We start from the raw sequence: 21,224 nt of genomic DNA, 5'->3' as shown, positions 1-21,224 counted from the left end.
ATCCCGTGCACCACGGGCCAGCCGGGCGCTCAGGGTCGCTCTGCTAGAATTCACGCATGACTGACCCCACCCCCGCACCTGCCGCCGCTCCCGATTCCGCAGTCCCCCAGGCGCAGCGCGCGATGTCACAACGCTTCCGCGGCTTCCTGCCGGTGGTGGTGGACGTGGAAACCGGCGGCTTCGACAGCCAGCGCAACGCGCTGCTGGAAATCGCCGCCGTGCCGATCGAGATGGACGAGAACGGCCTGCTCTACCCGGGCCAGACCGCCAGTGCCCACGTGGTGCCGGCCGAGGGCCTGGAGATCGATCCGAAGTCGCTGGAAGTGACCGGCATCATCCTCGACCACCCGTTCCGGCTGGCGAAGGAAGAGAAGGCGGCACTGGACCACATCTTCACCCCGGTACGCGCGGCCATGAAGAAATACGGTTGCCAGCGCGCGATCCTGGTCGGCCACAACGCGCATTTCGACCTCGGCTTCGTCAATGCCGCCGTGGCGCGCACCGGCCACAAGCGCAATCCGTTCCATCCGTTCAGCGTGTTCGATACGGTGACGCTGGCCGGTATTGCCTACGGGCAGACGGTGCTGGCACGTGCGGCCAATGCCGCCGGATTGGGCTGGGATGCGAACGAGGCGCACAGCGCGGTGTACGACACCGAGCAGACGGCGCGGCTGTTCTGCACGATCGCCAACGCCTGGCCGCGGTGAAGCAGCCAACGGCGGAGCCCCTCGTGGCGAATCGGCATTGCGGGTGAGGCCGGGCAGGATGGATTCGCGGGGGACGCCGTAAACCCATCCTTGGGGGCTTAGCCGCGCCATCCATGGCGCGGATACCCCCGCGAACCCACCCTGCCCGGCCTTTGACAGTTTCCCGGGCGCCACGGGAAGATCAGAAAAGCGGGAGCAACAGCGGGTCGCTGCGCTCGATGGGTGCCGACTGTTGGCACGGCAATGCCAGTAGATCCACGCCATGCGTGGATGCTTTGCATTGGATCAACCGATGCTCGTGCGATCCCGGCCGTCACTCTTCGCACGGTACAACGCGCGGTCGGCGCGCTGGTACAGCAGCGCCGGGGTGCGGTCGTCGGCATCCAGCTCCACCAGGCCTGCGCTGAAGGTCACGCGCAGGCCGTCCACGCCAGCCCAGTCGGAATGGTCGTGGAACAGGCCGCGCAGGCGTGCGCACAGCTGTGCGGCTTCTTCCAGGCGGGTGTCGTTGAGCAGCAGCGCGAATTCTTCGCCGCCGGTTCGCGCCGGCAGGTCCGAGTCACGGCAGGCGGCGGCGATCACCGTTGCCACCTGCACCAGCACCGCATCGCCGATGCTGTGGCTGTGGCGGTCGTTGACGTCCTTGAAGTGGTCGATGTCGAGCACCACCAGGCACAGCGGATGGCCACTGCGCTGCGAGCGGGCGAAATCGCGCGCCAGGGTTTCATCAAAGGCACGACGGTTGGCCAGGCCGGTCAGCGCGTCTTCGCGCGCCTGGCGCTCGAAGGCCTCGGCCTGCCGCGCCAACCGTTCGGCCAATTCGGTCTTTTCCTGGTTCAGCGCCTGCAGGTGCACGGTCTTGGCCTGCAGGTCGAAAGTGGCCTCGTCCACACGCCGCGCCAGGCGCAGGTTGCTGGCCTTCAGCTGCTGCAGCAGCAACCGGTACAACGCCACCAGCGCGGCCAGCAGCAGCAGGCCTCCCAGCGCCTGCACGCTGCGTCGCTGCCACCAGAACGGCTCCACGGTGAAGCTCCACACTGCTTCCTGCTGCGCCCAGCTGCCGCCTGGATGCGCCGCCGCAACGTGCAGGGTGTAATCACCCGGCGGCAGGCCAACGAATTCGACACTGCGCTGCGGGCCGCGCTCGACCCAGCCGGCATCCAGTCCGTCCAGCCGGGTGCGGTAGCGGATGCGATCGGACATGAGGTAGCTCAGGCCGACATAGCTCACCGCCAGCCGGCGCCCGCCGGGGATGTAGTTGCGCTCGGGGCCTTCCCAGTGCACCGGCGCGCCATCCACCTGCACGCTTTCGATCGCTGCCGGTGGCGAGGGGCGTTCGCGGAAACGCTGCAGGCGCTGCGGATCCACCGTACTCAGGCCACCAGCGGTGACCACCCAGAACGTGCCGTCCTGGCGCAGGATCGCCGATGGGCTGGAGCTGCCGTTGGCCTGCGCGTTGGCCATGCCATCGATCTCGTTGTAGCGCTCCACCACCACCCGCGGCGCGCGCCCGTCGGCAACCGCATTGAGCGTGGCCATGTCGGTGCGCAGCACGCCGCGGTTGCTGCTGATCCAGACGTTGCCCAGGCGGTCCGGCACCAGCTGGAACACCGCGTCCACCGGCATGCCCTGCTCCAGCCCGACCCGCGCCAGCGTTCCGTGCTGCCAGCGGTACAGGCCGCGGTCGCTGCTGATCCACATCGCATCGCCCAGCTGGTGGAAACCGAACACGCTGCGGCCACCGCCCAACGGTGCAAGGTCGATCGACTGCACGCGATCGCCGCGCAGCACGCGGATGCCTTCGATGGTGCCGATCCACAGATTGCCCTGGTGGTCATGCTCGAGCGCGGTGATCAGGCCGCTGGGCATGCCCGGCACGCTCGATACCTGCACGCGGTCGCCGTCGATGCGTACCACCCCCTTCTGCGTGCCGGCCCAGACCACGCCCTGCGGGTCGACGCTGATCGCACGGATGTTGCCGCCAGGCATGCCGTCGGCCGCTGCGTAGGTGTGGCGCAGGCGACCATCGCGGCCCAGCCGGTAGACGCCATCGCCGAAGGTGCCGACCCACAGGTCACCGTCCGGGCCCTGCGCCAGGCTCAATACCGACGGTGCCTTGCCACCGCGGTTGTGCAGCGGCACCGCGCGAAAGCGACCGTCCGCCGCCTGCAGGTCCAGGCCGCTGGCACTGCCCACCCACAGCTGGCGGTCGCGATCCTCGAACACAGTGCGCACGTAGTCGCCACTGAGCCCGTCGCGCTCGGTGTAGCTGCTGAACAGCGTTTCGCGCAGGCGGTACAAGCCGCCGTTGGCACCCACCCAGATGCTGCCCTCGGCATCCTCGCGCAGGCTGACCACGCGTCCGCCCGGCAGGTTCAGGCCAGCCGGCAACCGCTCCAGGCCATGTGAGGAGATGCGCAGCAGCCCCTGGTTCTCGGTGCCCAGCCACAGGTCGCCATGGCGGTCCTGCAGCATCGAGGTCAGATGCAACTGGCCCGGCAGGCGATGCACCAGCACCAGTTGATCGTCCTCCACGCGGTACAGGCGCTCGCCGGCGACGATCCACAACGCGCCGTCCGGCGCCCGGTATGGCCATGACAGGCCACTGCCCGCGCCCAGTCCCCAGGCCGCCGGCGCACGCTTGAGCACACCATCGTTGTCGCGCAGCACCAGCCCGTCGAGTGTGCCGATCCAGACCCGGTCCTGTGCGTCGACCACCAGCTTGGTGAAGCTCATCGCCAACGGCAGGTCAGCCGCCGGCGCCTGATAGACAATGCCCTTGTCCGCGGCCAGGTAGCCGATGCCCTTGCCCTCGTACAGCAGCCACAGCCGCCCCTGGCTGTCCATCTGCATGGACTGGATCAGCACCTGCGGGGTACCGGCCTGATGCTCCCAGACCCGCCACTGGCCGTCGCTGCCGCGATGGCTGACGTTGCCGCGTGAATCACTGATCCACAATCCGCCCTGGCGGTCGACCAGCAGCGCGCCGATGCCGTTGTCGCGCAGTCCCGGTCGGGTACTGCGGTCGAACACGGTGAAATCCAGGCCGTTGTAACGCACCAGGCCTTCCCAGGTGGCAAACCACAGGTGGCCTTCAGGGGTCTGCGCGATGTCCCGGAGCGAGTTGTGAGGCAAGCCGTTGCGCGAGGTCCATACATCGATGGCGTAGTCGCGCAGCGGCGGTGCGCCCTCCTGCGCCACCGCCGGCAGGGACAGCATCAGCAGCAGACACAGCAGGCCCTGCCGCAATGCCCGACCGAATCCCGTGCCACAGCGCTCCACCCAGCGCTCGTTGTCCCCCTGTCCGCCCATCAGCGCAGCGGCGGTGGCCAGGTGCGGCTGCCAGGCCTGGCAGCGTGCGGGAACGGCCGGGCAACGCGGTACGGCATGCCGGCGGGTACGGGCTGGCTCATTGAAGAGGAACTGGGGAAGTACGCAGATGATAGGCGAAACCCCGCCCCCGGCGTCACCGCTCGGGGACGGCGATAGTCAGCCGCCGCGCCCCGGTGGCGTCACCTGCGCGCTGGCCGGCCACTGCACCACCGCTTCCAGCCCACCTTCGGCACGGTTGCGCAGCCACAGGCGAGCACCATCCTTTTCGGCCAAGGCGCGGGCGATGGTCAGGCCCAGCCCGGCACCGCCGGTCTCGCGCGAACGCGAGGTCTCCACCCGCACGAAGGGGTCGAATACCGCCTCCAGCTGATCTTCGGCCAGGCCGGGGCCATCATCGGCCACCACCACGGTGATGGCGCCACCACTGCGCTCGACCCGTACCCGCACCCGGTAGGCATACATCACCGCGTTGTCCACCAGGTTGGAGAACAAGCGGTGCATGGCCAGCGGACGCAGCATCAGCACCGCCCCGCTGCCGCCTTCGAAGACCACATCGCCACCGCCCTCGGCCGTGTCTTCGACGATGCTTTCCAGCAGCGAATCCAGGTCCAGCGCGGCGCGCTGCTCGGCACTCTCAGCGCTGCGGGCCAGCTCCAGGCCTTCGCGCACCAGTGCCTGCATCGCTGCCAGATCGCCAATCAGGCGTTCGCGCAGGGTCTCGTCGCTGACGTTCTCCAGGCGCAGGCGCAGCCGGGTCAGAGGCGTCTGCAGGTCATGGGTGATCGCCGCCAGCATCTGCGTGCGTTCGGCCAGGTGCCGCTGCAGGCGGTGCTGCATGGCATTGAAGGCCTCGGCAGCGCGCTGCACTTCACGCGGACCGCGCAGGGGCAGCGGATCGCGCTGCAGGTCGTCGCCAAGATCTTCGGCCGCCGCCGCCAGTTCCTGCAGCGGTGCGCTGGCCATGCGCGCGACGATGTACGCCAGTACGGCAATCGCCAGCACCAGCAGGGTCAGGAACCACGGGTCGACGGCGAGAATGCCGTTGTGCGCCACCGCCGGCGAATCCAGCGCCAGCTTCAGCAGCGTGCCGTCGTTGAGGGTCACGTCCACCGCGCGGCACTTGGGCGGGATGAACGCCGGATCACGCTCGCGCGGACGCTTGCGGTGCCCGGGCGGTGGTGGCGGCAACAGGTCCTGCAGCTTGGGAATGCAGGAGCGGAACGAGGCGAAGTGCACGTGTGCACGCGACACCGGGCCCGGCCGGTCATCCAGCACTTCCATCAACGCGGTATCGGCCCGCCCCAGGCGTGCACCCGGTTGCAGCGCACGCACGCTCGGCCCGCCAATCTCGAGCAGGCGCTCGCGCAGTTCGGGGTTGCCATCGAGCAGGTTGACGTAGCCCTGCAGGCGATCGGCGATGCGGTTCAGGTTCTGCCGCTCGAATTCCTGCTGGCGCTTGGAGGTGGCCAGCATGGTCGCGCCGATCGCGGCCACGCTCATGCCCAGCAGCAGGATCACGAACAAGCGCCCGACCATCGAGGACATGAAGTGGCGCAGGCGCTTCATCGCGGCTTATTCCAGGTTGACGGCCGAGGCCAGCACGTAGCCTTCGTTGCGCACGGTCTTGATCAGCCCGTCCGGGCCGCCGTCGTCACCGAGCTTGTTGCGCAGGCGGCTGACCTGCAGGTCGATCGCACGGTCCTGCGCCTCGTAGTTGCGGCCACTGCTGAGCGCGACCAGCTGCTCGCGCGACAGCACCTTGTTGGCATGCGCGATGAACACCCGCAGCAGGCGGAATTCGGCGCCGGACAGCACCACCACGCGGTCATCCGGGTCCACCAGGTGACGATGTTCCAGGTCGAACACCCAGCGCGAGAAGCGCGCGCGGCGCACCGCCAGCGGCTCAAGGTTGGCCGGCAGCGCCTCGGTCCGGCGCAGCACGTTGCGGATCCGCGCCAGCAGCTCGCGTGGTTCGAACGGCTTGGCCAGGTAGTCGTCGGCGCCCATTTCCAGGCCCAGCACGCGATCGATCGGCTCGGCGCGTGCGGTCAGCATGATCACCGGCGTGTTCGAACGCGCGCGCAGGTCGCGGCACAGGGTCAGGCCATCTTCGCGGGGCAGGTTGAGGTCGAGCACGATCAGGTCCACATGCTCACGGTCCAGCAGCTGCCGCATGGCGGTGCCATCGGCCGCGGTGCTCACCTGGTAGCCGGCACGGCCGAGCTGCTCGGCCAGCAGGGTGCGGATGTCGTTGTCGTCGTCGACGATCAGCAGTCGATGCATCGGGTTTTCAGTCTCCATGTCGCGATCATCCCGTGTCGGCAGCTGAACCGCATCCGGGGCAATGCGTACCAGTGTATCCAGCCATGGGCGGGATACCTGTGGTTACGCGTATTCACCGACAGTGTTACATAGAGACATACCCTGAGGATTGAGCCGTCCATCGCCCGGTCTTCACAATGCCCCCCAACGCCGCCACCGCGGCCCCGAGAGTGAAGCCACGACGTGACGTTCCGCCTGTTGCCTGCGACCCGCCGGGGTCGCCTGATACTGATCGCCCTGCTCGCCCTGATCGTCGCCGTGGCCGCCTGGCGGCTGCTGCGCAAGCCCGCCGCCCCGGCGGTCGCCGCCACCCCGGTCAGCCGTGGTGACATCGAGCAGACGGTGGAGGCCACCGGCGTGATCGACGCCTACAAGCTGGTCAGCGTCGGTGCGCAGGCGTCGGGCCAGATCAAATCGCTGAAGGTGCAGCTGGGCGATACCGTGAAGGAAGGCGACCTGATCGCCGAGATCGACGCCACCACCCAGCAGAACCAGGTGCTCAATGCGCAGGCCTCGCTGGACCAGGTCACCGCCCAGCGCGCCGTGCAGCAGGCCACCCTGCGCCAGGCCGAACTGGAATTCGCGCGCCAGCAGCAGATGCTGGCCGCCGAGGCCACCTCGCGCCAGGAATACGATGCCGCCGAAGCACAGCTGAAGACCGCACGTGCCCAGCTGCAGTCCTACGAGGCACAGATCAAGGGCCGCGAGACCGAGCTGGGCACCGCCCGCGCCAACCTGGCCTACACCCGCATCACTGCGCCGATGGATGGCACCGTGGTGGCGGTGGTGGCCGAGGAAGGCCGCACCGTGAACGCCAACCAGACCGCACCGACCATCGTCATGCTGGCGCGGCTGGACGTGGTCACCGTCAATGCCGAAATCTCCGAAGCCGACGTGGTCAAGATCAAGGCCGGCATGCCGGTGTACTTCACCACGCTGGGCGATCCGGACCGCAAGTACCACGCCACGCTGCGCCAGATCAATCCGGCGCCGGCCTCGATCGCCAACGAGAGTTCGTCCAGTTCCAGCAGCTCGTCCAGTTCCAGTTCCAGCAGCGCGGTCTACTACAACGCACTGTTCGACGTGGAGAATCCGGATGGCACCCTGCGCATCGACATGACTGCGCAGGTCTCGGTGCTGTTGAAGCAGGCCAAGGGCGTACTGATGGTGCCGGCGGTTGCACTGGGGCCGAAGCGTCGTGGCGACGAGCGCATGGTGCGGGTGCTGGATGGCAACGGCCAGCCGCAGCCGCGCAAGGTCACCGTCGGCATCAACAACGGCGCCTCGGCCGAGATCCTGTCCGGATTGAAGGAAGGCGAGCGCGTGGTGGTCGGCGAAGCCGGGGCGGCCGGTGCCAGCGCCAGCGGTGGCAACCGCGGCGGCATGCAGATGCGGGGCGGCGGCCCGGGCATGGGGCGCCGATGAGCACGATGGCGCCGCTGCTGCGCCTGCGCGACCTGCGACGCGAATTCCCGGCCGGCGACGATGTGATCGCCGTGCTGCGTGACGTCAATCTCGACATCCACGCCGGTGAGATGGTGGCCATTGTCGGCCAATCCGGCTCGGGCAAGTCGACGCTGATGAACATCCTCGGCTGCCTCGACCGCCCCACTCGTGGCAGCTACCAGGTGGCCGGCCGCGAAACCGGGAAGATGGAACCGGACGAGCTGGCCGAACTGCGCCGCGAGCATTTCGGCTTCATCTTCCAGCGCTATCACCTGCTGGGCGACCTCGATGCGCGTGGCAACGTGGAGGTTCCGGCTGTGTATGCCGGCAGCCCCGGCCCGGTGCGCAACGCGCGTGCCGAGCAGCTGCTGCAGCGGTTGGGCCTGAGTGACCGCATGCATCACAAGCCGGGCCAGCTGTCCGGTGGCCAGCAGCAGCGCGTGTCGATCGCGCGCGCCCTGATGAACGGCGGCGAGGTGATCCTGGCCGACGAACCGACCGGTGCGCTCGACACGAAATCGGGCGAGGAAGTGATGGCGATCCTCGGCGAGCTGCACGCCGAAGGCCACACCATCATCATCGTCACCCATGACATGAGCGTGGCCGAGCACGCGCAGCGCATCATCGAGATCCGCGACGGCGAGATCATTGCCGACCGCGCCAACCCGAACGCGCCGACCTACCGGGCGCAGCGCGAGGCCAGCACCGGCGTGGCCCGCGGCAACAGCTGGCGCGCCGCCCGCGACCGCTTCACCGAAGCGTTCCGCATGGCGCTGCTGGCGATGAACGCACACCGCCTGCGCACTTTCCTGACCATGCTCGGCATCATCATCGGCATCGCCTCGGTGGTCTCGGTGGTGGCGCTGGGCAACGGTTCGCAGCAGCAGATCCTGCAGAACATCAGTGCGCTGGGTACCAATACCATCGACGTCTACCCCGGCCGCGGGTTCGGCGACATGCGCTCGGCCCGCGTGCAGACGCTCAAGGCCAGTGATGCCGATGCGCTGGCCCGGCAGAGCTACGTCGACAGCTCCACGCCCAGCGTATCGACCTCGGTCACCGCGCGCTACCGCAACCAGTCCTCCACCGCCCAGGTCAGCGGCGTTGGCGAGCAGTTCTTCCGGGTCAAGGGTGTGACCCTGCTCAGTGGCAGCTTCTTCGACAGCGACGCGGTGAAGGGCCTCGGCCAGGTCGCAGTGATCGACGAGAACACCCAGACCCAGTTCTTCCCCGATGTCGACCCGATCGGCCAGGTGATCCTGCTCGGTAACGTGCCGGCGCGCGTGGTCGGCGTGGCCAAGCGCCAGAGCTTCGGGTTCGGCGGCAGCACCAGCCTGAGCGTGTGGCTGCCCTACACCACGGTGATGTCGCGCATGCTCGGCCAGAGCCACGTGTCCAGCATCACCGTGCGCGTGGACGACGCCACGCCGATGGATGCGGCGCAGGAAGCGATCACCCGCCTGTTGACGATGCGCCATGGCACCGAGGACTTCTTCCTCAGCAACAGCGCCGAGATCCGCCAGACCATCGAGCAGACCACGCGCACGATGACCCTGCTGATCGGCGCCATCGCTGCCATCGCGCTGCTGGTGGGCGGCATCGGCGTGATGAACATCATGCTGGTGTCGGTGACCGAACGTACCCGCGAGATCGGCGTGCGCATGGCCGTCGGTGCACGGCAGAGTGATATCCGCCAGCAGTTCCTGATTGAAGCGGTGCTGGTGTGCCTGCTCGGTGGCCTGCTCGGTATCGGCCTGGCCCTGCTGCTGGGCTCGATGATCGGCCGTTTCGCCAGCGACTTCCAGGTGCTGTTCTCCACCGCCTCGATCGTGGCCGCGTTCGCCTGCTCGACCCTGATCGGCGTGGCGTTCGGCTTCCTGCCCGCGCGCAATGCCGCGCAGCTCGACCCGGTGGAGGCCCTGGCCCGCGAATGAAGATGATGACCCCACTTCCCTTCCCTGCTCCCTCGCGCCTGCTGCTGGCGGGCGCCGTACTGCTCGCCCTGTCCGGCTGCGCATCGATGGGCCGCTATCCGGTGGCAGACCCCAGCGTGGCGGCTGCCTATGGGCGTGGCGATGCCAGCCTCAACGCACCGGCCGATGAGCCACGCAGCAGCCTGGATACCCCCGGCCGCGACATCCGCCAGGACACCTGGTGGACCGGCTTCGGCGATGAGCGCCTGGACCGCCTGGTGGCACAGGCGCTGGCCGCCAACAGCGACCTGGCCGCTGCCGGTCTGGCCGTCCAGCGTTCGCGCCTGCAGGCCGGCCTGGCCAGCAACGCGCTGTGGCCGCAGCCCTCGTCCTCGGGCGTAAGCGGCAGCGCCAGCCGCGCCACCGACCAGACAGACGACTGGCGCCGCAGTTATTCCACCGGCGTGTCGCTGGGCTGGGAGGTCGACCTGTGGGGCCGCCTGCGCACCCAGCGCGACATTGCCCGCTGGGAAGCCGAGGCCAGTGAGGAAGACCGCCAGAACACCGCGCTGCTGGTAATCGGCGACAGCATCACCCAGTACTGGACGCTGGCCTATCTCAACCAGTCGATCGCCACCGGCCAGGCCAACCTGGAGCGGCTGGAGCGTACCCGGGAACTGGTGCAGGCACGCTTCGACGCCGGTGCGGTGTCGCGCCTGGAAGTGCGCCAGGCGCTGCAGAACCTGCAGTCGCAGCGGGCCTCGCAGAGCGCACTGGAACAGCAGCGTGTGGAAGTGCGCAATGCGCTGACGGTCCTGCTGGACGGCACGCCGTGGCCGCAGCAGGACGAACCGCAGGACCTGCTCGGCGCTCGCAGCCCAAGCATTGCCGAGGGCCTGCCGACCGACCTGCTTGGCCGCCGTCCCGACCTGCGCGCGGCCGAACTGCGGCTGCGCAACAGCCTGAAGACCATCAAGGTCACTGCCACCCAGTACTACCCGGCGCTGAGCCTCACTGGCAGCCTTGGCTCCAGTGCGACCTCGCTGGGTGACGTGCTGCGCAACCCGGTGGCCACCCTGGGCGCCGGCCTGTCGCTGCCGTTCCTCAACCTGCAGCGCGCACAGCTGGATACCGATATCGCCGGCACCACGTACCAGATTGCTGCAACCAATTTCCGCAAGACGCTGTACACCGCGCTCTCTGAAGTGGACAACGCACTCTCGGCACGCGAGCAGCTGGTCCGCCAGGTCGCCGCCTCGCAGGCCTCGTACGACGAAGCGGTGGAAGTTGAACGCGCGCAGGAAGTGCGCTACCGCGTGGGCGCCACCGACCTGCGCACCTGGCTGGAAGCACAGCAGACCCGGCGCGACGCCGAGCTGTCGCTGGCGCGTGTGCGCCAGGGCCAGCTGAACAACGACGTGACGTTGTTCAAGGCACTGGGCGGCAGCGCGGGGTAAGGCGGCGGGAGCGCCAACCAAGGTTGGCGACTACCGGTAGGTGTCGACCTTGGTCGACACGGCCGATCCACGCATGCGTGAATCGGATCGCCGGTAGCGCCGGGCCATGCCCGGCGAAGCAATCCGCCGGGCATGGCCCGGCGCTACCGGAAAGCCGATCAACCGCGCTGGCGCACGGCCTCGAACAGGCTGACGCCGGCGGCGACGGAAACGTTCAGGCTCTCGATCTCGCCCGGCATCGGGATCTTGACCAGGCCATCGCAGTTCTCGCGGGTCAGGCGGCGCAGGCCGTCGGCTTCGCCGCCCAACACCAGGGCGATATTGCCCTTCAGGTCCAGCTGGTACAACGAGGCGGTGGCTTCACCGGCCAGGCCGTAGATCCACACACCCTGCTTCTGCAGGTCCTTCAGGCAGCGCGACAGGTTGGTCACCGCCACCACCGGAATGAGGTCGGCGGCACCGGCCGAGGTCTTGCGCACCGTGGCATTCACCGAGGCCGACTTGTCCTTGGGAATGATCACCGCGGTGGCGCCGGCCGCGGCAGCCGAACGCAGGCACGCGCCGAGATTGTGCGGGTCCTGCACCTCGTCCAGCACCAGCAGCAGGGCCTTGCCTTCGGCGGCCGTGACCAGGCCTTCCAGCTCGTTCTCACTGTAGGTGCGGGCCGCGGCATAGCGTGCGGCCACGCCCTGGTGGCGTACCGAACCGCCCACGCCGTCCAGCGCCTGGCTGTTGACCTTGCGCACGTCGATGCCCTTGCGGCGGGCGTTTTCCTCGATCTCGGTCAGCCGCGGGTTCTTTGCACCGGCCTCGACCAGCACTTCGCGGACGTTCTCGGCGTCGTTCTCGATGGAGGAGGCGACGGCGTTGACGCCGACGATCCACTGGCTGTTCTTGCTCATGCGGGGGCCGAACCGGATAGGGGGTGGCTATGGTAGAGCATCGGCGCCGACCGCGCTGCGCGCTCGCCGGGCACGGCCCGGCGCTACCCGCCGCTCAGCCTTCGGCGGAGCGGCTGCGTGGCGGCCAGTGCGGGGTGTCGTGGTCGGGGTGCTGGTGGGACACGATCGTGGCCAGGAATTCCAAGGCCGCGATGTCCTCCTCCGTGCGCCGCGCCGGCAGGCTGGACAGGCTGTCGACGAACCCCAGCTTGCGCTCCACCCCGTACTGGATCGTCGGCGGCAGGCGTTCGGGTTGGTCAAAGGCACCAGCGGCCACGGCCACGCCGTCGGGGGCTTCATAGGTCAACGGGGTACCGCAGTCGGCGCAGAAGCCACGCCGCACCACGTTGGAAGACTGGAAATAGCGCGGCTGCCCGCGGGTCCAGCTGAACTGCACGCCGCGCACCGAGACCAGCGGCGCGTAGTAGGCACCAAACGCCTTCTGGCACATCCGGCAATGGCAGATCGAACTGTCGGTCAGTTCACCGCGCGCCTGGAAGCGGATCGCGCCACACTGGCAGCCGCCGCTGTATTCGGGTTGGCCCTGCATGGTGGGTTCCTCCGTAACGTCGTGCCAACCAAGGTTGGCACCTACCAGGTGAGGTAGGTGCCGACCGTTGGTCGGCACACCTTTCAATACTTCTTTTTCGTGCGCTTGGTCGGCTTGCCACGCTCGGGCAGCGGCGGCAGGCCGTCACCTTCTTCCTCGCCCTTGTGCTCGACCAGGCGGAAGTCGATCTTGCGTTCCTCCATGCTGGCCTTCAGCACCAGAATGCGTACCTGGTCACCCAACCGGTAGCTGCTGCCACGGCGCTCACCGGTCAGCGTCTTGCGGGTCGCATCGAACTTGTAATAGTCCTGCGGCAACTGGGTCACGTGGACCAGGCCCTGCACCTTCGAATCGGCCAGCTCAACGAACAGACCGAAGCTGGTCACGCCACTGATCACGCCATCGAACTGGCCACCCACGTGCTTTTCCATCCACGCCGCGCGGTAGCGTTCGTCGACTTCGCGTTCGGCCTCGTCGGCACGACGCTCGCGCTCGGAACACTGCAGCGCCAACGCCGCCATCTCGCGCGCGTTGTAGGTGAACTTGTCCAGCGGCTTGCCGGACAACGCGTGCTTGATCGCGCGATGCACCAGCAGGTCGGGATAGCGGCGGATCGGCGAGGTGAAGTGCGCGTACGCCTCCAGTGCCAGGCCGAAATGACCGTTGTTGTCCGGGCTGTACACGGCCAGGCTCTGGCTGCGCAGCAGCACCGACTCCAGCAGCGTTGCATCGGGGCGATCGCGGATCTTCTTCAGCAGCTTGGTGTAATCGCCCGGGCGCACCTTCGACCACGGCGGAAGGCTCAGCTTGAATTCCTTCAGGAACTCCAGCAGGTCGGCGTACTTGGTCTCCGGCGGCTTCTCATGCACACGGTACGGGGCCGGCACATGGCGCGACAGCAGGTACTTCGCTGCCTCCACGTTGGCCGCGATCATGCATTCCTCGATCAGCTTGTGTGCGTCGTTGCGCACCAGCATGCCGGCCTGGGTCACTTCGCCTCGGTTGTCCAGAACGAAGCGTACTTCGCTGCTCTCGAACTCGATGGCGCCACGCTTGGCGCGCGCCTTGGCCAGCACCTTGTACAGCTGGTGCAGGCGCTGCACCTGCGGCAGCAGGTCGCCGATGAACGCCTTCGCGCCGGCATCGTCCTCGCCCACCGCCTGCCAGACCTGGGTGTAGGTCAGGCGTGCGTGCGAATTCATCACCGCTTCGTAGAAGCGCGAGTGGGAAACCACGCCATCACGGTCGATCTGCATGTCGCAGACGAAGCACATGCGATCGACCTTGGGCATCAGCGAGCAGATGCCATTGGACAGGGTCTCCGGCAGCATCGGCACCACGAAGCCCGGGAAGTACACCGAGGTCGCACGCTTCTGTGCCTCCTCGTCCAGCGGCGTGCCGGGACGCACGTAGTTGGAGACATCGGCAATGGCCACCACCAGGCGGAAGCCATCGGCGTTCGGCTCGCAGTACACCGCGTCGTCGAAATCCTTGGCGTCCTCGCCATCGATGGTGACCAGCGGCGTGCTGCGCAGGTCGACGCGGTCGCCGATCATCGCCGGTTCCACCACCAGCGGCACCGATGCGGCTTCGTCCAGCACCTCCTGCGGGAACTCGAACGGCAGTTCATGGCCGTGGATGGCGGTCTCCACCACCAGCGAGGCGGTCAGCTTGTCGCCGAGCACCGCGATGATGCGACCGATCGGCGGGCGCCGGCTGTCCGGAGCCTGGGTCAGTTCACAGACCACCAGCTGGCCGTCGCGCGCGCCACCGGTCTGGTCCGGCGGTACCTGCACGTTGCGCTGGATGCGCTTGTCATCGGGCACCACGTAATTGATGCCCATCTCGATGCTGAAGCGACCGATCAGGCGGGTCATGCCACGTTCCAGCACGCGGGCGATGCTGCCCTCGCGACGGCCACGGTGGTCGATGCCGGTGACGCGGGCGAGCACCTTGTCGCCGTGCATCACCTTGCGCATTTCATACGGCGGCAGGAACAAGTCGTCGCCGCCCTCGACCGGGCGCAGGAAGCCGAACCCTTCCGGGTTGGCGATCACCACACCAGTGACCAGGTTGAGGGTCTGGATCGGCGCGAAGCCGCCGCGGCGGTTCTGCACCAGCTGGCCGTCACGGACCATGGCGCCGAGGCGGCGCGACAGCGCCTCGGCACGGTCAGGCGCGCCCAGGCCCAGGCGTGCACCCAGCTCCTCGGCAGTCTGCGGTCCTTCGCAACGCTCGAGCAGGGCCAGGATGGCTTCGCGACTGGCGATGGGTTGTTCGTATTTCTCTGCTTCGCGGGCGGCATAGGGATCGTCGATCACTTTGCCGGTCGGCGGCAGCTTGCGGCCCGGGGCCGGGCCCGGCGCCTCAGTGCTGCGGATCCTGCGGCCACGTGGCGGAGCGCCACCATCGGCCAGTTCCGGGAGCCAGCCCGGCAGCGGCTTGCCCGGCTTGGTGGTGCGGGCTGCGCCCGCCTTGGCGCCCTTCTTCGGGGCCTGGCTGCGGGACGTGGTCCCGCCCTTGCTTGGTTTTTTGGTAGTCATCGCCCTACATGGTAGCCGTTGATGGCGTGCAGAACGGGTCAGCGCGCCTTTTGAAGAACCTGCATGAGAAATTTGAGGGAAGTCGTTGACAGGCTGCCAATTCATCTTCACAATTGCGCCTCTGGAACGCCCAGGTGGCGGAATTGGTAGACGCACTAGTTTCAGGTACTAGCGGGTAAAACCGTGGAGGTTCGAGTCCTCTCCTGGGCACCAACGAAAAAACTCCTCGCTTCGGCGGGGATTTTTTTTGCCTGGAATCCGGCTCTGACCCCGGCACCGGGGCGGATCCCTTCCTGCGAAGAAAAGGCTCTGGCCCCATCGCCAGAATCCATCGCGGGATTCATCCAGAAGTGTTGACACCCCCGTAACAACACCCCATAATTCTCCTCCTCGACGCCCAGATGGCGGAATTGGTAGACGCACTAGCTTCAGGTGCTAGCGGGGGCAACTTCGTGGAGGTTCGAGTCCTCTTCTGGGCACCATGTCGAGAAAGAAAACAACCCGCGCAAGCGGGTTTTTTCTTGTCTGTGATTCGGGGCGCGTAGAGTCAAGCTTGCTCAACTCTACAAAGGCGGATCGCGGTGTTCGCCGGGCCATGCGCGGCGACCTCCATCAAAACAACGGCCGCAGCACCAGCTCCAGCCCGAGCAGCAGCAGGAACCCGAGGAAACACGCGCGGAACACGCGTGCGCTGATCCGCTGCCGGATCACCTGCCCCAGCCACATGCCCAGCAGTGCCGGCACCACCGCCAACGCGCTCAGGCCCAGCTGCTGGATACCGAACGCGCCATGCAGCACCAGACCTGTCGTCAGTGAAATCGTCGACACAGTGAACGCCAGCCCGAGCGCCTGCACCAGCTCTTCGCGCTGCAGCCCCAGCGATTGCAGGTACGGCACCGCCGGCATCACGAACACGCCGGTCGCACCAGTCACCATGCCGGACAGTGCACCCACCAGCGGCCCCAGCCAGCGTTCGCGCCGTTCTGGCACGCGGAACACCGGTGCAAACAGCGCGTACGCGGCATAGATCACCAGCGCCATGCCCAACGCCACGCGCGACCAGGTGCGATCCACCCGTACCAGCAGCGCGGCCGAACCCAGCGTCACCACCACCACGGCCAGCATCATCGGCCACAGCCGCCGCACGATGGGCCCGAGCGACGGGCCCGACAACAACTGCCACGCGTTGGTGACAAAGGTGGGAATGAACAGCATCGAGGCCGCCGCCACCGGCGACAGCGCGCTGCCCAGCAGGCCCATCGCCACCGTCGGAAGGCCCATGCCGGTCACACCCTTGACCACGCCCGCCAGCACGAACACCGCCACCAGCAGAAAATAGAAGTACGTCGTTTCGTTCATGCCGTCATTGGATCGGGCAGGCCATCGGCGCACAATGCGGTCTTCCCGACCCTGCCTTCGGTTGAACCGAAGGCTCTGGTGTCACGAGGAGGACAACACATGCGGATGGACATCGCCGACCTGCGCCTGTTCCTGGCCATCGCCGAAGCGGGCAGCATCACGGCCGGTGCATCACAGGCAAACCTGGCACTGGGCTCTGCCAGCGAACGCCTGCGCGCCATCGAAGCCGACGCCGGCACAGCCCTGCTGACCCGGCACCCGCGCGGGGTCAGCCTCACTGAAGCCGGTGCCGCCCTCGCCCACCATGCGCGGTTGATCGTGCAGCAGCAGGCGCAGCTGCGCGGCGAAATGCAGGCGTTCGCCCATGGCGCGCGCGGCACCCTGCACCTGTACGCCAATACCGCCGCACTGACCAACTACCTGCCGTCACGGCTGGCCCCCTGGCTGGCCGAACGGCCGCGACTGCATGTAGAACTGCTGGAACGCACCAGCCCTGAGGTTGTACGCGCGATCAGTGCCGGCCAGGCCGAGGCCGGCATCATCAGCGACGCGGTCGACGCTGACGGACTGCAGCAGCACGTGGTTGCCGAAGATCCGCTGATGCTGCTGCTGCCGGCCGATCACCGCTTCGCCCCGCAGCGCACGCTGGCGTTCGCGGACGTGGCGGGCGAGACCTTCGTCGCGCTGGCCGACGGCAACGCACTGCAGACCTACATCGAAGACCAGGCCCGCGACATTGGTCGCCGCCTCGACGTCCGCATCCGCATGAAAACCTTCGAAGGCGTGTGCATCATGATCGGCCACGGCATCGGCCTCGGTATCGTACCGCGCTCCATCGCCCGCCAGCATCGGTGCAGTACGCATACCGTTGCAGTGCCGCTTGCCGATGCGTGGGCACAGCGTCGCCTGTGCGCCTGTTTCCCACACTGGAAAGCGCTTTCGCCGCCAATGCGCAGCCTGCTGCTTCACCTCGGCGTCGAAGCAGAAAAAAAAGTGTGAAACAGTGTTGACACATCCGCTGCCATGCCGCAGAATTCTTCTCCTGAGTCGCCCAGGTGGCGGAATTGGTAGACGCACTAGCTTCAGGTGCTAGCGGGGGCAACTTCGTGGAGGTTCGAGTCCTCTCCTGGGCACCATGACTCAGCAAATGATCAAACCCGCGCAAGCGGGTTTTTTCATGCCTGCGGTTTGGGATGCGCGATGCATTGCGATTGCCGCTCAGTGTGTCGTATCCGGCACCTCCCTGGCAGCCATCTGCTCGTGCGAGCTCCCACCGGCGCGTCGCTATCACGCCCTGAGCGACAACCTTTTCGGGATCCATTCCACGTTTCGTTCGAATTCGTACTTCTCCTAGAAGGAATCCACTCGCGATTCCTCGCCCCCGGCAGGCAGATTCTCGGATGCCGGGTGCAGCTACCCCACCATGCCCTGCCCCTGCGCGCCTTCCCCCAACAAAGGACGCTCCATGCAGCGCAGCATCATCTGCCCCCACTGCCACACTGCCTCCAACCACGGCGTAAGCGTCTGCGTGGGATGCCAGGCCGAAGTCCACTATGGCGCTTCCAGGGAAGCGTACGCGGTTGTTTCTGTTGCCGCCCTTGTCTGCGGCGCATTCGTCGGCAGCCACCTGCAGGCCACTGCCGGCTGGGTCAGCGGCGGCGTCGTGCTTGTGGCAGGAATGTGGGCGCTGGCCCAGCTGTTCCGCGATCGCGTGGTTTTCAAGCGCGTATATCGCACACGCTAGACTCGCACCAATGCGCTTGGCCTGGATGTCCTTCGGTACGCCACCTGACAGACATGGCCTGGCGTTGACAGCAACGCGCAAACAAAAACCCCGCCTTCCGGCGGGGTTTTGTTTTTCATCGACAATGATAGATCAGTGCCCACCGCCCGCCGAGGCCGCACCCGCACCGGCACCGAACGGCGGCTTGGCCAGCCACAGGAAGGTGATGATCGCCAGGAAGATCCAGCCCAGCAGGAAGAAGATGTCGTTGAAGCCCATCTGCGAGGCCTGGTGGTTGATCATGTTGTTCAGTACCGCCGCGCCATGCTGCAGGTCGCCCTGCCCCATCGCCGCTACCTGGTCCTGCATGCCCGGCTGGTAGGCCGAGATGTGCTCGGTCAGGTCCGCATGGTGCACCTGGGTACGGCGCGCCCACAGCCACGTCGTCAACGATGCCGCGAAGCTGCCGCCCAGCGTACGCAGGAACGTGGCCAGGCCGGAGCCCGCCGCGATCTCGCGGCCATCCAGGTCCGACAGCAGGATCTGCAACACCGGCATGAAGAACAAGGCCACGCCGATACCCATGATCAACTGCACGCCGGCCACGTGCTGGAAGTCCACCTGCAGGTTGAAGCCAGAGCGCAGGAAGCTGGTCATCGACAGGAACACGAAGGCGATGGTTGCCAGCATGCGCATGTCGAAGCGCGAGGCGTACTTGCCCACGAACGGGGTCATGATCACCGGCAGGATGCCGATCGGCGCCGTCGCCAGGCCCGCCCAGATCGCGGTGTAGCCCATGTCACGCTGCAGCCACTGCGGAATCAGCAGGGCCACGCTGAAGAACGCCGCGTAAGCCACTACCATCGCCAGCGTACCGGCGCGGAAGTTGCGATGCCGGAACAGCTTCAGGTCGACGATCGGATCCTTGTCGGTCAGTTCCCAGATCAGGAACACCGTCAGCGTGACCACTGCCACACACGCCAGCACTACGATCTTCATCGACGAGAACCAGTCCTCGTCATTGCCCAGGTCGAGTACCAGCTGCAGCGCACCGACGCCGATCACCAGCGTGACCAGGCCGACGTAGTCCATCTTCGGCTTCTCGATCTGCTCCGGGCGCCCCTTCAACTGGTTGCCTACCACCAGCGCGGCAAAGATGCCCAGCGGCACGTTGATCAGGAAGATCCATTCCCAGCTGTAGTTGTCGGTGATCCAACCACCGAGGATCGGGCCGCAGATCGGCGCCACCACCGTGATCATCGCCAGCAGCGCCAGCGCCTGTCCGCGTTTTTCGCGGGGATAGATCGAGACCAGCAGCGACTGCGTGATCGGGTACATCGGGCCGGCCACGAAGCCCTGCAGCGCGCGCGACAGCACCAGCATGCCCATGCTCTGCGCCAGGCCGCACAGCAGCGAAGTGATGACGAACGCCAGCGTGGCCCAGACGAACAGCTTGCGTTCGCCGAAGCGGCGGCTGAGCCAGCCGGTCAGGGGCAGCGCGATGGCCGTGCTGACCGCGAACGAGGTGATGACCCACGTCGCCTGCTGCGAACTGGCACCGAGATTACCGGCGATGGTGGGCAGCGAGACGTTGGCGATGGTGGTGTCGAGCACCTGCATGAACGACGCCATCGCCAGGCCCACGGTGCACAGGGCGACGCTGGGCGGCAGGAACCCGGAGGCCGCACCCGACGCCGCCGGGGCGCCCGGAGCACCGGGCGCGGCTGGAGCTTGTGCGGACATGGCGACCTCAGCCCACCTTCGCCTGCTGCGGCAGGTTGCCCTGGATGATCGTGTGGATCACCTCGTCGGCATCATGCAGCTGCTTGGCATACACGTCGGTGTCGAACACCGTGCCCTTGGCCGGGGTGCTCGGCAGCACTTCACCCTTCTGGTCGCGCAGGCTCACTTCGGCCTTCATCGACAGGCCGATGCGCAGCGGGTGCTCGGCCAGCTGCTTGGCATCGATGGCGATGCGCACCGGCACGCGCTGCACGATCTTGATCCAGTTGCCGCTGGCGTTCTGCGCCGGCAGCAGCGAGAACGCCGAACCGGTACCCAGGCCCAGGCTGTCGATGCGGCCCTTGTACTTCACGTCGCCGGCATACAGGTCCGACTTCAGCTCCACTTCCTGGCCCAGGCGCATGTGGCGCAGCTGGGTTTCCTTGAAGTTGGCCTCGACCCACATCTGCTCGGTCGGCACCACCGCCATCAGTGCGTTGCCCGGCTGCACGCGCTGGCCGACCTGCACCGAACGACGGGCGACGTAGCCGGTGACCGGCGCGACGATGCCAGCGCGGGCGTTGTTGAGGAAGGCCTGGCGCAGCTGCGCGGCGGCAGCCTGCACATCCGGCTGGGTGGCGATCACGGTGTCGTCGACCAGCGCACGGTTGCGCTCGACGGTCTCGCGCGAACCGGCCACGGCCGCTTCGGCAGCGGCCAGCTCGTCACGGGCGTGCGCCAGTTCTTCGTTGGAGATGGCACCGGTGGTGGCCAGGTCCTTGCGGCGGGCGAAGTCGTCGCGCACACGCTTCAGGGTGACCTGGCGGGCGTTCAAGTCCGCCTGCGCACCTTCCACGCTGCGGTACAGGCCACGGGTCTGGCGCACGGTCTTGGCGAGGTTGGCTTCGGCCTGCTGCAGCGCTACTGCGGTGTCGGACGGATCCAGCTGCACCAGCAGCTGGCCGCGCTCCACGCGCATGCCGTCATCAGCGTTGATGGCGACCACGGTACCGGCCACCAGCGGGGTGATCTGCACCTGGTTGCCCTGCACGTAAGCGTCGTCGGTTTCTTCGAACCAACGGCCGAACATGAAGTACCACAACGCCAGTGCGGCAAGCAGCAGCACGACGATCACGAACAGGCCGCGCAGCAGGTTGCCGCGGCGGTTGGGGGCGGCCGGGGCCGCGGTGTCTTGGGTCTGGCTCATG

At 67.2% G+C, this 21,224-nt stretch carries 15 protein-coding genes and 3 tRNA genes; 9 read left to right on the top strand and 9 right to left on the bottom strand.

The features are described 5' to 3' along the window. The first annotated feature begins 56 nt into the window (after positions 1-56). Entirely contained in the window at positions 57-707 is a 651-nt protein-coding gene (gene rnt, locus ACZK2G_RS07165; RefSeq protein WP_004151343.1) for a ribonuclease T, read from the top strand. Positions 708-992: 285 nt separating this feature from the next. Here the strand turns inward: rnt and ACZK2G_RS07160 are convergent, their stop codons facing one another. From ACZK2G_RS07160 to ACZK2G_RS07150, 3 genes are all read right to left on the bottom strand, one after another. Beyond that, positions 993-4,019: a two-component regulator propeller domain-containing protein gene (locus ACZK2G_RS07160; protein WP_046983108.1), complete on the bottom strand. Its 3,027-nt coding sequence runs from the start codon at positions 4,017-4,019 to the stop codon at positions 993-995. 177 nt (positions 4,020-4,196) lie between these two features. Continuing rightward, positions 4,197-5,606, bottom strand: coding sequence for an ATP-binding protein (locus ACZK2G_RS07155; RefSeq protein ID WP_046983109.1), 1,410 nt, complete (start codon positions 5,604-5,606; stop codon positions 4,197-4,199). A gap of 6 nt (positions 5,607-5,612) precedes the next feature. Further along, positions 5,613-6,341, bottom strand: coding sequence for a response regulator (locus ACZK2G_RS07150; RefSeq protein ID WP_004151313.1), 729 nt, complete (start codon positions 6,339-6,341; stop codon positions 5,613-5,615). Between the two features lie 204 nt (positions 6,342-6,545). On the opposite strand from ACZK2G_RS07150, the gene ACZK2G_RS07145 reads away from it, so the two are divergent. The 3 genes from ACZK2G_RS07145 to ACZK2G_RS07135 are packed head-to-tail and all read left to right on the top strand — an operon-like array spanning position 6,546 to position 11,178. After that, a complete protein-coding gene (locus tag ACZK2G_RS07145) occupies positions 6,546-7,787 on the top strand; it encodes an efflux RND transporter periplasmic adaptor subunit (RefSeq protein WP_478475046.1) in 1,242 nt (413 codons plus the stop codon). Then, complete coding sequence (locus ACZK2G_RS07140; RefSeq protein ID WP_136638645.1) at positions 7,784-9,742, top strand: MacB family efflux pump subunit; 1,959 nt, start codon at positions 7,784-7,786, stop codon at positions 9,740-9,742. The genes ACZK2G_RS07145 and ACZK2G_RS07140 overlap by 4 nt, the downstream gene beginning before the upstream one ends. After that, a complete protein-coding gene (locus tag ACZK2G_RS07135) occupies positions 9,739-11,178 on the top strand; it encodes a TolC family protein (protein ID WP_046983112.1) in 1,440 nt (479 codons plus the stop codon). Before ACZK2G_RS07140 ends, ACZK2G_RS07135 begins: the two co-directional genes overlap by 4 nt. A gap of 158 nt (positions 11,179-11,336) precedes the next feature. Here ACZK2G_RS07135 and rlmB read toward each other — a convergent pair whose 3' ends face one another. The 3 genes from rlmB to rnr form a co-directional block, all read right to left on the bottom strand. Next, positions 11,337-12,080, bottom strand: coding sequence for a 23S rRNA (guanosine(2251)-2'-O)-methyltransferase RlmB (gene rlmB / locus ACZK2G_RS07130; RefSeq protein ID WP_012510538.1), 744 nt, complete (start codon positions 12,078-12,080; stop codon positions 11,337-11,339). Positions 12,081-12,174: 94 nt separating this feature from the next. Beyond that, positions 12,175-12,669 carry a GFA family protein gene (locus tag ACZK2G_RS07125; RefSeq protein ID WP_046983113.1) on the bottom strand — a complete coding sequence of 165 codons (495 nt, stop codon included), beginning with the start codon at positions 12,667-12,669 and terminating at the stop codon, positions 12,175-12,177. Between the two features lie 83 nt (positions 12,670-12,752). Then, positions 12,753-15,212, bottom strand: a complete 2,460-nt coding sequence (gene rnr / locus ACZK2G_RS07120; RefSeq protein WP_046983114.1) for a ribonuclease R — start codon at positions 15,210-15,212, stop codon at positions 12,753-12,755. A gap of 128 nt (positions 15,213-15,340) precedes the next feature. On the opposite strand from rnr, the gene ACZK2G_RS07115 reads away from it, so the two are divergent. Both ACZK2G_RS07115 and ACZK2G_RS07110 read left to right on the top strand, forming a co-directional pair. Then, positions 15,341-15,425 (top strand) — tRNA-Leu (locus tag ACZK2G_RS07115). Between the two features lie 182 nt (positions 15,426-15,607). Then, positions 15,608-15,694: transfer RNA gene (locus ACZK2G_RS07110), tRNA-Leu, on the top strand. Between the two features lie 130 nt (positions 15,695-15,824). Here ACZK2G_RS07110 and ACZK2G_RS07105 read toward each other — a convergent pair. After that, positions 15,825-16,571 carry a sulfite exporter TauE/SafE family protein gene (locus tag ACZK2G_RS07105; RefSeq protein WP_065722395.1) on the bottom strand — a complete coding sequence of 249 codons (747 nt, stop codon included), beginning with the start codon at positions 16,569-16,571 and terminating at the stop codon, positions 15,825-15,827. A 99-nt stretch (positions 16,572-16,670) separates the two neighbouring features. Between ACZK2G_RS07105 and ACZK2G_RS07100 the strand changes: the two genes are divergently transcribed. The 3 genes from ACZK2G_RS07100 to ACZK2G_RS07090 all read left to right on the top strand — a co-directional run bounded on the left by ACZK2G_RS07100 (position 16,671) and on the right by ACZK2G_RS07090 (position 18,315). Then, positions 16,671-17,570, top strand: a complete 900-nt coding sequence (locus ACZK2G_RS07100) for a LysR family transcriptional regulator (protein ID WP_478475042.1) — start codon at positions 16,671-16,673, stop codon at positions 17,568-17,570. 50 nt (positions 17,571-17,620) lie between these two features. After that, a tRNA-Leu gene (locus ACZK2G_RS07095) sits at positions 17,621-17,707 on the top strand. A gap of 329 nt (positions 17,708-18,036) precedes the next feature. Further along, on the top strand, positions 18,037-18,315 hold the full coding sequence (locus ACZK2G_RS07090) for a hypothetical protein (RefSeq protein ID WP_032969379.1): 279 nt from the start codon (positions 18,037-18,039) through the stop codon (positions 18,313-18,315). Positions 18,316-18,447: 132 nt separating this feature from the next. Here ACZK2G_RS07090 and emrB read toward each other — a convergent pair whose 3' ends face one another. Further along, positions 18,448-20,037, bottom strand: a complete 1,590-nt coding sequence (gene emrB / locus ACZK2G_RS07085; protein WP_046983117.1) for a multidrug efflux MFS transporter permease subunit EmrB — start codon at positions 20,035-20,037, stop codon at positions 18,448-18,450. Positions 20,038-20,044: 7 nt separating this feature from the next. Beyond that, positions 20,045-21,223 carry a multidrug efflux MFS transporter periplasmic adaptor subunit EmrA gene (gene emrA / locus ACZK2G_RS07080; protein ID WP_046983118.1) on the bottom strand — a complete coding sequence of 393 codons (1,179 nt, stop codon included), beginning with the start codon at positions 21,221-21,223 and terminating at the stop codon, positions 20,045-20,047. Between the last annotated feature and the right edge of the window lies 1 nt (position 21,224).

It is taken from the genome of Stenotrophomonas sp. 107298_Sma (assembly GCF_056480345.1).
Note: the sequence above shows the minus strand (reverse complement) of the source record. Positions and strands in the feature narration are given on the sequence as shown.

Excerpts from the sequence above, each read along its gene's own strand:
- ACZK2G_RS07150 (WP_004151313.1), bottom strand. The coding sequence starts at position 6,341 with ATGGAGACTGAAAACCCGATGCATCGACTGCTGATCGTCGACGACGAC.
- ACZK2G_RS07125 (WP_046983113.1), bottom strand. The coding sequence starts at position 12,669 with ATGCAGGGCCAACCCGAATACAGCGGCGGCTGCCAGTGTGGCGCGATC.
- ACZK2G_RS07100 (WP_478475042.1), top strand. The coding sequence starts at position 16,671 with ATGCGGATGGACATCGCCGACCTGCGCCTGTTCCTGGCCATCGCCGAA.
- emrA (WP_046983118.1), bottom strand. The coding sequence starts at position 21,223 with ATGAGCCAGACCCAAGACACCGCGGCCCCGGCCGCCCCCAACCGCCGC.
- ACZK2G_RS07140 (WP_136638645.1), top strand. The coding sequence starts at position 7,784 with ATGAGCACGATGGCGCCGCTGCTGCGCCTGCGCGACCTGCGACGCGAA.
- ACZK2G_RS07105 (WP_065722395.1), bottom strand. The coding sequence starts at position 16,571 with ATGAACGAAACGACGTACTTCTATTTTCTGCTGGTGGCGGTGTTCGTG.
- rnr (WP_046983114.1), bottom strand. The coding sequence starts at position 15,212 with ATGACTACCAAAAAACCAAGCAAGGGCGGGACCACGTCCCGCAGCCAG.
- ACZK2G_RS07135 (WP_046983112.1), top strand. The coding sequence starts at position 9,739 with ATGAAGATGATGACCCCACTTCCCTTCCCTGCTCCCTCGCGCCTGCTG.
- rnt (WP_004151343.1), top strand. The coding sequence starts at position 57 with ATGACTGACCCCACCCCCGCACCTGCCGCCGCTCCCGATTCCGCAGTC.
- emrB (WP_046983117.1), bottom strand. The coding sequence starts at position 20,037 with ATGTCCGCACAAGCTCCAGCCGCGCCCGGTGCTCCGGGCGCCCCGGCG.
- ACZK2G_RS07155 (WP_046983109.1), bottom strand. The coding sequence starts at position 5,606 with ATGAAGCGCCTGCGCCACTTCATGTCCTCGATGGTCGGGCGCTTGTTC.
- ACZK2G_RS07160 (WP_046983108.1), bottom strand. The coding sequence starts at position 4,019 with ATGGGCGGACAGGGGGACAACGAGCGCTGGGTGGAGCGCTGTGGCACG.
- rlmB (WP_012510538.1), bottom strand. The coding sequence starts at position 12,080 with ATGAGCAAGAACAGCCAGTGGATCGTCGGCGTCAACGCCGTCGCCTCC.
- ACZK2G_RS07090 (WP_032969379.1), top strand. The coding sequence starts at position 18,037 with ATGCAGCGCAGCATCATCTGCCCCCACTGCCACACTGCCTCCAACCAC.